Below are 12,517 nucleotides of genomic sequence, written 5' to 3'. Positions count from 1 at the left end.
ATACCGAGGTGGGATGGTGCTGGGCGAGGATCTGGAGTGGTTCACGACACTCGCCGAACTGGAGCGGGTCGGTGCGGCGGCGGATCGCCTGCACCTCGCGCAGCCGACCCTCTCGCGCATGCTGGCCCGCTTGGAGCGGAGGGTGGGAGTCGAACTGTTCGATCGGCACGGCAAACGGATCACCCTCAACGAGTACGGCCGGATCTACTACGAGCACGCCCGGCGCGCCCGATCCGAACTGGACGCCGCGAAACAGGCGCTCGCCGATCGAGCCAACCCGGCCGGGGGCGTCGTGCGCCTGTCGTTCCAGCACTCTTTCGGCGGCTCCCTGGTACCGCAGCTGATCAGCGGCTTCCGGCGGGTCTCCGGCCGGATCACCGTCACCCTGTGGCAAGGGGCGGCCGCAGCGGTGACCGAGCGGGTGCTGAAAGGCGCGGCCGATCTGGGCATCGTCTCGCCGCGCCCCGCCGTCGCCGGCGTCGGCTGGCACGTCGTGCTGCGCCAGCCCTTGGTTCTCGCGGTGCCGCCGGATCACCGGTCGGCCGGGCGGCGGCAGGTGCGGCTCGCGGAGGTGGCGGACGAGGAGTTCGTCACCATGCACCACGGGTTCGGGATGCGGCGCATCTTCGACGAGCTGTGCGCCGCGGCGGACATCCGGCCGCGCATCGCGTTCGAGTCCAGTGATCTCGTCACCGTGGCCGGGCTGGTGTCGGCCGGCCTGGGGGTGGCGATCCTGCCGCAGGAAGACCCGCTGTCGGCGGGGCCGCTGTCCGGCCCGGTGACGGTGCCGCTGGCGGACGCGGGCGCCGCGCGCTCGGTCGGGCTGGTCTGGCCCGCCGCGGCGACGCCGCCGGACGCGGTGCGACGCTTTCGTGACTTCACCGAGGATTGGGCGCGGCGGCGTGGGGGAATTCCGTGAGGGCCGGTTCTGCCCGCGGCTTATTCACTGGGCGGTGTCGGTGGGGCGCGTTAAACTTTTCTCAACACAGCAGTCGAGACCGGAAAGCAGGCTATAGCCACTTTTGAGAACACAAGGCGAGATCGGCGACCCGTCCACCCCAGCGGCAGGCATCGGCGCCGGCGACAACGGTTCGGGTCCCGCAGCGCGCACCGTGCGCTCGAGCATCGAACTCGCTCCAGAATCCGTGTTCCCCTTCCTCGGTTCGGCCGACCAGAACCTTCGTGAACTGGAAACGCTGCTCGACGCGGACATCCACGTCCGCGGCAACTCCGTGACCCTCACCGGCAAGGCGGCCGACGTCGCGCTCGCCGAGCGGGTGATCGAGCAGCTGGTCGCGCTCACCGGCCGCAACCGCGTGGTGACTCCGGAAGCCGTGCGGCACACCGTCTCGATGCTCACCGAGGGCTCCAGCGAGTCCCCCGCGGAGGTGCTCAGCCTGGACATCCTGTCCCGGCGCGGCAAGACCATCCGGCCCAAGACGCTGAACCAGAAGCGCTACGTCGACGCGATCGACGCCAACACCATCGTGTTCGGCATCGGCCCCGCCGGTACCGGCAAGACCTATCTGGCGATGGCGAAGGCGGTCCAGGCGCTGCAATCCAAGCAGGTCAACCGGATCATTCTCACCCGTCCCGCGGTCGAGGCGGGGGAGCGGCTCGGCTTCCTGCCCGGCACGCTGAACGAGAAGATCGATCCGTACCTGCGGCCGTTGTACGACGCGCTGCACGACATGATGGATCCGGAGGCCATTCCGAAGCTGATGGCGGCCGGTGTCATCGAGGTCGCGCCGCTGGCCTACATGCGCGGGCGCACGCTGAACGACTCGTTCATCATCCTCGACGAGGCACAGAACACCACCGCCGAGCAGATGAAGATGTTCCTGACCCGCCTCGGGTTCGGCTCGAAGATCGTGGTGACCGGTGACGTGACGCAGGTCGATCTGCCGACCGGCGCGCGGTCCGGTCTGCGCGCCGCCAGCGAGATCCTCACCGAGATCGATGACATCCACTTCGCGGAGCTGACCAGCAGCGATGTGGTCCGCCACCGGCTGGTCTCGGACATCGTCGACGCCTACGACCGCTTCGAAGCCGAAGCGCGGCCGCCGGTCGCCCCGCATTACGGCGGCAATCGGGCGCAGCGCCGCGCGGCCGGCCGGTCGGACCGGCGATAACTCGTCTCGCCGGGCGGGGCTCCGCTCCGCCGACGCGATCGCGGGGATCGTAGGCTGTTCGGGTGAGCATCGAGATCGCCAACGAGTCGGGTATCGACGTACCCGAAGAAGAGCTGGTCAGCGTCGCACGGTTCGTGATCGCCCGGATGGACGTCCACCCGGCGGCGGAGCTGTCGATGGTGCTCGTCGATCTCGACACAATGGCCGACCTGCACATGCGCTGGATGGACCTGCCCGGCCCGACCGACGTCATGTCCTTCCCGATGGACGAACTCGAGCCGGGCGGGCGGCCCGACAGTCCCGAACCCGGTCCGTCCATGCTCGGCGACATCGTGCTGTGCCCGGAGTTCGCCGCCGGACAGGCGCGCAAGGCGGGGCATTCGCTCGATCACGAACTCGCCCTGCTCACCGTGCACGGCGTCCTGCACCTGCTCGGCTACGACCATGCCGAGCCGGAGGAGGAGAAGGAGATGTTCGCCCTGCAGGCTCGGCTGCTCGAGGAGTGGTACGAGAGCCTGCGGGAGGCTCGGCGGCGCGCCGAGCTGGCCGAACGCGACGCGCGGTTGCTGGGCAAGGCGGGCTTCACCACACCGGGTGACTCCCTGGGTCCCGCGTGAATTCCCTGACCCTCGTTCTGCTGGCGGTCCTGCTCATCTTCGTGGGTGGGGTTTTCGCCGGCGTCGATTCCGCCCTGAACACGATCTCGCCTGCCCGGGTGGACGACTTGGTGCGCGCCGACCGGCCCGGCGCCGTGCGGCTGAGCCGGGTCGTCGACGACCGGGCGCGCTACGTGAATCTCATGGTGCTGCTGCGCATCCTGTGCGAGATCGGCGCCACGGTGCTGCTCGCGGCCGGACTGATGACGGTCTGGGGGAAGAACTGGGCGCTGCTGATCACCGCGCTGGTGATGGTGCTGGTGTCCTACGTGGTGATCGGGGTCGGCCCGCGCACGCTGGGCAGGCAGCACGCGTACTCCATCTCGCTGGCCGCGGCGTTGCCGCTGCAGTTCATCGGAGCGCTGCTCGGCCCGCTGAGCAGGCTGCTGATCCTCATCGGTAACGCGATCACTCCGGGTAAGGGTTTTCGCAACGGTCCCTTCGCTTCCGAGATCGAGTTGCGCGAGGTGGTCGAGATGGCCGGTGAGCGTGGGGTGGTGGCCGACGACGAGCGGCGCATGATCCAGTCGGTCTTCGAATTAGGCGACACACCGGCGCGCGCGGTGATGGTGCCGCGCACGGAGATGGTCTGGATCGAAGCGGACAAGACCGCGGCGCAGGCGATGTCGCTGGCGGTGCGCTCCGGGCATTCGCGGATCCCGGTGATCGGCGAGAACGTCGACGACATCCTCGGCGTGGTCTATCTGAAGGATCTCGTGCCGTTCGCCGAGCGCGGCCGCAAGGTGCGAGTGCGCGAGGTGATGCGGCCCGCGGTGTTCATGCCCGACTCCAAACCGCTGGACAGCCTGCTGGACGAGATGCAGCGCAGGCGCAACCACATGGCTTTGCTGGTGGACGAATACGGCGGGATCGCGGGCCTGGTGACCATCGAGGACGTGCTCGAGGAGATCGTCGGAGAGATCGCCGACGAGTACGACACCGACGAGACCCCGCCCATCGAGGATCTCGGCGACGGGCGCTACCGCGTGTCGGCCCGGCTGCCGGTGGAGGATCTCGGGGAGCTGTACGGGTTGGAGATCGAGGAGGAGGACGTCGACACCGTCGGCGGCCTGCTCGCACACGAGCTGGGCCGGGTGCCGCTGCCCGGATCGAAGGTCGAGGCGCACGGGCTGGTGCTGCGCGGTGAGGGCGGCCCGGACGCGCGCGGCCGGATGCGGGTGAACACCGTGGTGGTACGCAAAGCGCGCGAGAAGGTCCCCGCCGGGAAGCCCAACGGGGACAATCCCAATGGCAAGCGCAAGGCCAACGGATCGGAGCGGGAGATCCCTGCCGATCGCGACGAGGACGGAGACAGCGAATGACCGAACTGGACGCCGAGGACAACAAGCTGGTGGTGCTGGCCCGCGGCGCGCTCGGCCGCACCGGTGGAGCGAGCGGAGCGGCGATCCGGGACACCGATGGACGCACCTACGCCGCCGGCGAGGTCACGCTGACCGCGCTGCGGCTGACGGCGCTGCAGGCCGCCGTGGCCGCGGCCTTGTCCAGCGGCGCCGAGGGATTCGAGGCGGCTGCCGTGGTCGGCGGGAAGTTGTCCGACTTCGGGGTGACCGCGGTGCGGGAGGTGTCGGCGGAGGCGCGGATCATCTTCACCGATCGCGACGGCGCGGTGTTCGAGGTCGTCGACGACTCCGCGGATGCGGCCGACGCCGTGAGCGCCGACTCCGGCGAGGTCCGCGGTGGCTGAGGCACAGGGCAAGGGCGAATTCCGTTCCGGCTTCGTCTGTTTCGTCGGTCGCCCGAACACCGGCAAGTCGACGCTGACCAACGCACTGGTCGGCGCGAAGATCGCGATCACCTCCTCGCGTCCCCAGACGACCAGGCACACGATTCGCGGCATCGTGCACCGCGAGCACGCGCAACTGATCCTGGTCGACACCCCCGGCCTGCACCGCCCGCGCACCCTGCTCGGTCAGCGGCTCAACGACCTGGTGCGCGACACGTATTCGGAAGTCGACGTGATCGCGCTGTGCATCCCGGCCGACGAGAAGATCGGTCCCGGTGACCGCTGGATCGTGCAGCAGATCAAGCAGATGGCGCCGAAGACGACGCTGCTCGGGGTGGTCACCAAGATCGACAAGGTGAGCCGCGACCAGGTCGCCGAGCAACTGCTCGCCGTGTCTCAGCTCCTGGGCCCCGAGGCCGATGTGGTGCCGGTGTCGGCGGTCGAGGGCGAGCAGGTCGAGGTGCTTGTCGACGTCATCGCCTCGAAGATGCCGGAGGGCCCGGCGTTCTACCCCGACGGCGAACTCACCGACGAGCCCGAGGAAACGCTGATGGCCGAGCTCATCCGCGAAGCCGCGCTCGAGGGTGTCCGCGACGAACTGCCGCACTCGCTGGCCGTCGTCATCGAGGAGGTCCTGCCCTACGAGGATCGCGAGGACATGCTCGACGTCCACGCCCTGCTCTACGTCGAGCGTCCCAGCCAGAAGGCCATCGTCATCGGCAAGGGCGGCTCCCGGCTGAAAGAGGTCGGCACCAACGCCCGCAAACAGATCGAACACATCCTCGGCACCCGCATCTATCTGAACCTGCACGTGAAGGTGGCCAAGGACTGGCAGCGGGATCCGAAACAGCTGGGCAAACTGGGTTTCTGAGCGGTTCGAAACCGTGCGCGAAGCAACCGGGAAAGCGGCCATTGTGCGACCGTGCCGCTGGTGCTCTGCTCATGTGGCCAGAAATGTTCGGATGGCCTCGTCGGTGGTGAGACGGTTGGAGCCGACGTCGGGGTTGGTGATGGTTGGCCGCACCCGAGGCTTCCCTGGCGAAGGGGCTGACGCCGTGTTCGGCGTCAGCTGTCGCCAGTCTCCTGATTTCGTTGCTCGAGTGCTGGGCGAATCGAGCGTATGCCCGTGCGATCAATTCGGATCTGGTCAGCAAGACACGCACGGCCTGGTCGCCGCAGCTTCCTCAGTTTCGCCTGATCCCGTCGCCGACGTCCGGGTGACCGGGTGACCAGCGGCTGTCGGCCGTGCCCCGGATGCCGTCGTGCCGGAGCAGGACAGCTACGGCCACCAGGTGACGGTCGGCCATCGGGCGCTCCTCTCGCTCCACGGTCCGGCCGAGGGGAGATGGCATCGGCGCAGTGGAACCGGCGTGGGTTCTGCGGCGGCCATACCGAAATATGCGGGGACTCGGCGCGTTCACAAGGTACATCGCGCCGACGGATGCCGAGCATGATCCGGCAGGGATTCGTGCGTGCGCCGACTGATGCGGAATCGCCTCGGCCGGAGCCGGATCGGTTCAGGTCACCACCACGGGTCGGGGCGGTGGCGGTGCCACTGGAGTTCGGATTCGAGTTGGGCGGCCAAGGAGATCAAGAGCGGTTCGGAATTCGCCGTGCCCATCAGTTGGGCGCCGACGGGGAGGCCGGTGTCGGTGAAGCCTGCGGGGACGTTGATACTCGGCCAGCCCAGAACATTCCAGGGCCAGGTGTAGGGGCAGGCGGCGGTGATGAGATTGTTCGTGGCGTTGACGCCGATGCCGTCGATTTCTTCGGCGCGTGGCGCAGCGGTGGCGGTGGTGGGGGCGAGGACGACGTCGTAGTCGCGGAAGAAGCGGCCGATCCGACTGTGCAGCAATGGTTCCAGGTGACGCGCCGCGTAGAGCGCGGGACCGTCGAGCACGCGCCCGATCCGGGCATTGGTGGTGGTGCGCGGATCGACCTTCAGGCCGGGCATCCGCGTCTGAACCCGCCGGATGCCTGCGAGCGAACGCGGTAGGAAGGAGGCGCCGACCAGGATGCCGTAATGCAGGTCGGCCACGGTCACGCTGTGCCCGAGCGCGCGCAGCGTATCGGCGGTGCGGCGCACCGCTTGCTCGACCTCGGGGTCCAGCGCCGTTCTGGTCGCGGTGAAGGGAATACGCAGCGACAGAGCGATCCGCAGCTTCCCCGGATCCCGGCCGACGGCATCCGACGCGGTGATCGGTTCCGGCGTGTGCAGATCGCCTGGATGCGGACCGGCCGCCGCGTCCAGCAGCAGCGCCGCGTCCGCGACGGTGCGCGCCAGCGGCCCGTTGACGGTGAGCCCGTAGAACGCTTCGGGCTCCGGCCAGGTGGAGATTCGCCCGCGCTGCGGTTTGATGCCGACCAGGTTCGTCCACGCGGCGGGAATGCGGATCGAGCCCGCGCCGTCGGAACCGAGAGCGGCCGGAACCAGTCCGGCCGCGACGGCCGCCGAAGCCCCGCCGGAGGAGCCGCCCGGCGTCCGGGTGCGGTCCCAGGGGTTGCGGGTGTGGCCGAACCACGCGGCGCTGGTGAACGGCCACTGTCCCAGCTCGCAGGTATTGGTCTTGCCGACGATCACCGCGCCCGCGGCACGCAGGCGCCGCACCGATTCCGCGTCCTGGGCCTTGGGTGCGAAATCGCCGCCGCAGCCGAACGCGGTCGGCTCACCCGCGACATCCGTGTCGTCCTTCACCGCGACGGGCACGCCCAGCAGCGGCAGTCGCTCACCCGCGGCCAGCCGCCGGTCGGCCTCGGCGGCCTCGGCCAGCGCCCGCTCCCGGCGCACGATACGGAAAGCGTTGAGCGTGCTCTGCGTCGCGTCGATCCGGTCCAGTGCGCCGCCGACCGCCGTGGTCGAGGTCATCGCGCCGTCGGCGATGGCAGCCGCCAGTTCGGCCAGTCCCAGCTCCCGAGTGCCGGGGACACGGGCAGGATCGGACACCGTCATGTGAGCTCCGTCTCGTCGTGGTGTATCAGACGGTAGCGCGAAGTTGGTCGGTCGTCCAGGTCGGGCCCAAAGCTCAGGTCAGCGAATGCGCTTGCATTCGCCGTACGGCACCCCCTGGGTGAGGTCGGGCCTGCCGAACATTCGGCCGACGAGCGTTGAACGCCGCCACCGAGAACCTCTTTATGTCGGCCTGGACCCACACCCTACCGGCGAAGCGCTGTTGATGCCGCCGATCGTGCCGCTGACGGTCGCCGTCGGCAGACCCATGACGAGGAAGGCCGCTGAGGTGGAGACCAGAACGGCCGGCGGGAGAGACTTGCGCGTTATTCGCATCTTTCGACAGTGGAATCGGTTTCGACCGCGGGACGCTCGATGTCCGGCAAGATCTTGCCCCTGTTCCCCTCGTGGCGTTCGTATAGGGGATGATCGGCGTCGTCGCGGGGGCGGCGTTCGGGACCGATCGCAAGTTCTCTGCGAGTTACGAAACCTACTGGTTCGATAGACGTTCGACGTCTTGCCGACGTGTATCGGCAGCGATGAAGATCGCGCTATGGAACCGAGCTTACGAGTACTCGTCGCCTCGCCGCTGGGCGGAATCATCGCGCCCACGCTGTCGCACTATTTTCCGGCATCGACGGTCGCGGTCGCTTCCGATGTCGACGAGGTGCGCAGTCAAATCGTGGGACGTTTTCGGTTCGATGTGGTCATCTCGGATCTGATCTGGAACAAGCCCGAAATGGAATACCGGTTCGACGGTTTGGATGTCCTCGACTTGCTCCGGGACACCAAACGGCAGAGCGAGGTTCTGCTCGCGGCTCAAGGGCACAGTATGGAGAGCGATCATCTCGACGAGGCCCGGCTGCGCGCGGCCGAGATCGCCGAGTTCTACGACAAATCATCCGGCGTGCCCGCGTTGCTCGAGGCCATCCAGCGCGCCGCCACCGGCCGCAGCGCGCAGATCGCGCCGCCGCTGCAGGGGCCGCCCGCATTGGGCGCGCTGTTCACCGAACAGCGCGGCGAGACCGCGGGCCGATTGGCCGGTGCGATCGCCGCCAAATCGGCATGGGACTACAACTCCCTGGCGCAAGTCGCCCGAGTCGGTTCGAACACCGCGAACAAAGCGACCAACACCTATATCGGGCCGATCATCCTCGCTCGAAAGGAACTGCCCGAGGGCACGCCGTTGACCCAGGGCGTGGTGTTCCGCTGGTGCGGTGAGCACGCGCATTACCTGATCAGTTGGTGCCGCCGGAACGGTCATGCCGATGTCCTCGGTCCGCGCTACACCTGACGGTGCGGTCGGTTCCGGGCGTGCGAGGTTCCGCATCGGCGCTCGGCGGCGCGCCAGAACGTCCGCATGCCCTTTCCTGCGGCACCCGCCGACCGGATAGCGCGCCTGTATCCGCACCGGCGGAAGGCGGCAGCGGGTGTGATCGCCCGCGATCACCAGATCCGAATCACCGGCGTCGGCGGGCACACGAACAACGTCCGCTCGGTCGCGGGCGACGAGAAGTCGCATGAATCGTTCCGTTCTCGTGAGCCTCGTGGAAACTTCTCTGTCGCGTCGACCGACGGATGGAACAGAAACCAAGTATGGACCGCGCTGAGACGGTCCCGGGGAGGTCGTCGACGCCGGATCTGGCACTCCGAATGGCTCGGCGGGTACTTGATAGCCGCGTCTCCAGGGTTTCTCCCCGATGCTTGCCTCGGTGCGGCAAGCGAGTGCGAGATCTTGCTCGGCTCGCTGCCGCTGTCACAGCGTTCGGCGGCGACCGCGTCCACGTCCGTCGCCCAGGCCCGCACCACCCGGTCCGCTCCCCGGCGAGCAGTAGGCGCCCGCACCCGCGCGTAGATGGCGGCGACCCGCCCCGTGCGCAGGAGCGGTGAACGAGTTGGGTGAGGTGGAGTTCCGCGCTGCCGACGAATCCCTGGCACCCGCGGGTCGGCAAGATCTTGCCGATGAGGATTCGTGCCCGGCCGAAAAGAACCCCGGTGCGGTGGCGGGCGGTCAGACTTGGCACGGCAGCGGGATTCCGCTCGGCTCGGGACGAGCCGGATGCTTGGCTGGCGAGGTGCGATGCGCCGAGTGTCAGCAGTCCAACCGCAATGGCTCCGCGTGCTGCCGCAACCGTGGTGCGCACGCCCGTCGGCGGCGGCTCGGAAACGACGCCGTGACCACTGCGAAGGCGCTCGAGGAGCTGCGTTCCTCGCTGCGCGACCTACTCGACCGGATCAGTCGGTGCGAGGCGGAACTCGCCGACCGGCAACTCATCGAGGAGATGACGCGGCGGGCGGCGGCCGAGGCGGCCAAGCAGCGGCCGAACCGGATCGTTCTCACGGGCGGTCTGCACGCGGTGGGGGAGTCGGTCGCGGGCGTCGCCTCCCTGGCGACGGCGGTGATGGCATCGAAAGCCGCGGTCAAGGCGGTCTTCGGCTGACCGGGGCCAGCAAAAGCAGTAGACATACATACGGTATGTATGTAACAGTGGTCCAGTACCGCCGATCTCCGGGAGGACCCATGGCAACCAGCACTGCACTCGGCCGCACCCACGAAGTGGACCTGCCCGGCGGCCGCATTCGCTATCACGAGACGGGGGAGGGCGCTCCGGTCGTTTTCGTGCACGGCCTGCTCGTCAACGCGGACCTCTGGCGCAAGGTGGTGCCCACGATCGCCGCGGCCGGATACCGCTGTCTGGCGCCGGACTGGCCACTCGGCTCGCACGAGATCCCCGTTCCGGACGCGGAACTGACCCCCGTGGGGATCGCCGATCTCATCGCCGCGTTCCTCGAGCGTCTCGACCTCACCGACGTCACTCTGGTGGCCAACGACACCGGCGGCGCGATCACCCAGGTGTTGCTGACCCGCGACCGGTCCCGCGTCGGCCGCGTCGTTCTGGTCTCGGTGGACAGCTACGAAAGCTTTCTGCCGCAGCCGTTCACCGCGCTGCCCCTGCTGGCGAAGATCCCGGGGTCGTTACGCCCTCTCACCGAGGCATTGCGCATCCGGGCGCTGCACCGCCTTCCGCTGGCATTCGGCTGGGTCACCAAACGGCCCGTCCCGCCCGAAATCGTGGACTCCTACCTGCTGCCGAGCCGCAACTCCGCCGCGATCCGGAAAGATCTGCGGCGCTTCCTGAAGTCGGCGCATCGCCGCTACACCCTGGCTGCCGCCCGCCACTTCGTCGGCGTCGACATCCCGGTACTGCTGGCCTGGGCGCGAGAGGACCGGCTGTTCCCGCTGTCGTTCGCCGAACGCCTGGCCCACGATCTGCAGAACGCGCAGCTGACGCTCATCGACGACTCGTACACCTTCGTGCCGGAGGACCAGCCCGAGTTGCTCGCCGAATCGATCCTGGAGTTCACTCGGCTGCATGCCACGCCGTAGCCAGGAAGACCGCTCTCGCGCAACCAAGGCCGCGCTCGAACAGGCGGGACGCCGTTTGTTCACCGAGCGCGGCTTCGCGGGGACTTCCGCCGAGGAACTGGTGACCGAGGCGGGCGTCACCCGAGGCGCGCTGCACCACCACTACGGCGATAAACGCGGACTGTTCCTCGCGGTGCTGGAACAGATCGAGGTCGAGATCACCGAGGAGATCGAAAACGCCATCGCCGCGGTCGGTTCCGCGGACGTGATGGCCGGAATGGCCGCGGGGCTCGGGCTGTTCCTGGAGATCTGCCAGCGCCCCGCGATGCTGCGGATCGCGCTCACCGACGCACCCGCCGTGCTCGGCTGGCAGGCCTGGCGCGAATTCGAATCCGCGCACGGGCTCGGCTTGATCACCACGCAACTCGAGCGCGCCCGCGACGCCGGGTTGATCGCGGACGCCCCCGTTTCCGTCGTGGCCCAGCTCGTCGTCAGCGTGATCAGTGAGGCCGCGTTGATCGTCGCGCACGCCGAGGACCCCGATCTCGCCCGCGCGCAGACCCAGCAATCGGTCCTGCTGCTCATCTCGGGGCTCCTGCGCGCCGACGGCTGAAACGAGCCGGGTCGCGACGATCGGGAACTCGCGGCCTCGCTCGACGCCTCCGTAGATGGTCGCTGCCTGCATCGATACGACGTCCTGTGGTCTTATCCTGCGCATGTGACAGAGCAATCGGCGCGTCGACTCCGGACGCGCGTGACACCGCTGGCCGTGGGGCTGGTGCTCGCGACGGCCGGCGCCGCGACCCGGCCGTTCAGCTGGCCGGCGACCGCGCTGGTGGCGGTGGCGGCGCTGGGCGCGATGGTGCTGACGTTCCGCGGGCGAATCGTGCGGCTTCCGCGTACCGCCCGGCTCGGGCGCGGCCTGGCGATGTGGTCGGCGCTGCTGGTCGCGGCGTCGGCATGGGAGCTCTACGCCCTCCTGCGCCAGCCCGCCCTGAATCGGCCGAGCCACGAGCACCCGACCTTGTCCACACTGCTGGATCCGGCCCTCGAACAGTGGCCGTTGCGGTTCGCCGGATGGCTGGTGTGGCTGGCCGCCGGGTGGTGGCTGGTGTCGAGATGAGCGATCGAGCCGTCGTCCTGCTCGGGTTCGCCCTGATCCTGGCGGCCGCGCTCGTCGCGTTGTCGGTAACGCGGCTGCGCCGCGATTCGGTCGCCGCGCTGGGGGAGACGATCGCCTATTTGACCGGCACCCGCACGACGAGAATCCTCGCCGTGCTCGTGTGGGCGTGGCTCGGCTGGCACTTCCTGGCCAGGTGAGCCCGGTCTGCGGCCGCGCGAGGCCGACCTGCCTGTGCTGAACCGCGTGCCGTGCGGGCGGATTCGAATACCGATGCGCCCATCGCCTCGCAGCGAGCCAACCCAGACCGAGCATGGGCTGAGCGTGCTCCGCCTGGTGTTCGCGTTGCTGTCGTGCGGCGGCGAGGCTCATGCAGGCAGCCACACCGAACAGCATGCCTTCAGCCATGGGCTGGAATACCGACGCGCCCAGCGCACCGCAACCACGTTTTTCGAGCGAAGCGAGACCGAGCATCCGCCGTTCGCGGCCCGGCTCGCGTTTGCGCGGCCGCCGCGTACGCGACGAAGGAGCAAGCGGCGGTCGCGCAAACG

The 12,517-nt window shown here is 68.7% G+C and carries 15 protein-coding genes; 13 read left to right on the top strand and 2 right to left on the bottom strand.

What is annotated here, in order from left to right; translation table 11 throughout:
* The first annotated feature begins 13 nt into the window (after nt 1-13).
* The 6 genes from ACWEKR_RS19810 to era all read left to right on the top strand — a co-directional run bounded on the left by ACWEKR_RS19810 (nt 14) and on the right by era (nt 5,403).
* Nucleotides 14-919, top strand: coding sequence for a LysR family transcriptional regulator (locus tag ACWEKR_RS19810; RefSeq protein WP_452355716.1), 906 nt, complete (start codon nt 14-16; stop codon nt 917-919).
* A gap of 151 nt (nt 920-1,070) precedes the next feature.
* Nucleotides 1,071-2,132, top strand: coding sequence for a PhoH family protein (locus ACWEKR_RS19805; protein ID WP_159845429.1), 1,062 nt, complete (start codon nt 1,071-1,073; stop codon nt 2,130-2,132).
* A 62-nt stretch (nt 2,133-2,194) separates the two neighbouring features.
* Nucleotides 2,195-2,749, top strand: a complete 555-nt coding sequence (ybeY, locus tag ACWEKR_RS19800) for an rRNA maturation RNase YbeY (RefSeq protein WP_159845072.1) — start codon at nt 2,195-2,197, stop codon at nt 2,747-2,749.
* Complete coding sequence (locus tag ACWEKR_RS19795; RefSeq protein ID WP_452355715.1) at nt 2,746-4,110, top strand: hemolysin family protein; 1,365 nt, start codon at nt 2,746-2,748, stop codon at nt 4,108-4,110. The genes ybeY and ACWEKR_RS19795 overlap by 4 nt, the downstream gene beginning before the upstream one ends.
* Nucleotides 4,107-4,493 (top strand): cytidine deaminase, encoded by a 387-nt coding sequence (locus ACWEKR_RS19790; RefSeq protein WP_452355714.1) that lies wholly within the window; start codon nt 4,107-4,109, stop codon nt 4,491-4,493. The genes ACWEKR_RS19795 and ACWEKR_RS19790 overlap by 4 nt, the downstream gene beginning before the upstream one ends.
* Nucleotides 4,486-5,403, top strand: a complete 918-nt coding sequence (gene era / locus ACWEKR_RS19785) for a GTPase Era (protein WP_452355713.1) — start codon at nt 4,486-4,488, stop codon at nt 5,401-5,403. Before ACWEKR_RS19790 ends, era begins: the two co-directional genes overlap by 8 nt.
* A 313-nt stretch (nt 5,404-5,716) precedes the next feature.
* On the opposite strand, the gene ACWEKR_RS19780 is transcribed toward era, so the two are convergent.
* A complete protein-coding gene (locus ACWEKR_RS19780; protein WP_452355712.1) occupies nt 5,717-5,839 on the bottom strand; it encodes a hypothetical protein in 123 nt (40 codons plus the stop codon).
* Between the two features lie 215 nt (nt 5,840-6,054).
* Nucleotides 6,055-7,482 (bottom strand): amidase, encoded by a 1,428-nt coding sequence (locus ACWEKR_RS19775; RefSeq protein WP_452355711.1) that lies wholly within the window; start codon nt 7,480-7,482, stop codon nt 6,055-6,057.
* 550 nt (nt 7,483-8,032) lie between these two features.
* On the opposite strand from ACWEKR_RS19775, the gene ACWEKR_RS19770 reads away from it, so the two are divergent.
* From ACWEKR_RS19770 to ACWEKR_RS19740, 7 genes are all read left to right on the top strand, one after another.
* Nucleotides 8,033-8,773: an MSMEG_1198 family transcriptional regulator gene (locus tag ACWEKR_RS19770; protein ID WP_452355710.1), complete on the top strand. Its 741-nt coding sequence runs from the start codon at nt 8,033-8,035 to the stop codon at nt 8,771-8,773.
* A gap of 880 nt (nt 8,774-9,653) precedes the next feature.
* Complete coding sequence (locus ACWEKR_RS19765) at nt 9,654-9,920, top strand: hypothetical protein (RefSeq protein WP_452355709.1); 267 nt, start codon at nt 9,654-9,656, stop codon at nt 9,918-9,920.
* Nucleotides 9,921-10,000: 80 nt separating this feature from the next.
* Nucleotides 10,001-10,867, top strand: a complete 867-nt coding sequence (locus tag ACWEKR_RS19760; protein ID WP_452355708.1) for an alpha/beta fold hydrolase — start codon at nt 10,001-10,003, stop codon at nt 10,865-10,867.
* On the top strand, nt 10,854-11,459 hold the full coding sequence (locus ACWEKR_RS19755; protein WP_452355707.1) for a TetR/AcrR family transcriptional regulator: 606 nt from the start codon (nt 10,854-10,856) through the stop codon (nt 11,457-11,459). Before ACWEKR_RS19760 ends, ACWEKR_RS19755 begins: the two co-directional genes overlap by 14 nt.
* Before the next feature lie 105 nt (nt 11,460-11,564).
* Nucleotides 11,565-11,969 carry a hypothetical protein gene (locus ACWEKR_RS19750; protein WP_452355706.1) on the top strand — a complete coding sequence of 135 codons (405 nt, stop codon included), beginning with the start codon at nt 11,565-11,567 and terminating at the stop codon, nt 11,967-11,969.
* The gene (locus tag ACWEKR_RS19745; RefSeq protein WP_452355705.1) at nt 11,966-12,166 is read left to right on the top strand and encodes a DUF6186 family protein; all 201 of its coding nucleotides are present in this window, start codon (nt 11,966-11,968) and stop codon (nt 12,164-12,166) included. The genes ACWEKR_RS19750 and ACWEKR_RS19745 overlap by 4 nt, the downstream gene beginning before the upstream one ends.
* Before the next feature lie 124 nt (nt 12,167-12,290).
* Nucleotides 12,291-12,517, top strand: a 227-nt coding sequence (locus tag ACWEKR_RS19740; protein ID WP_452355704.1) for a hypothetical protein, incomplete at its 3' end; no start/stop codon positions are given.

The organism is Nocardia sp. NPDC004573 (assembly GCF_053602135.1).
This window is presented reverse-complemented; position numbering and strand designations above follow the sequence as displayed.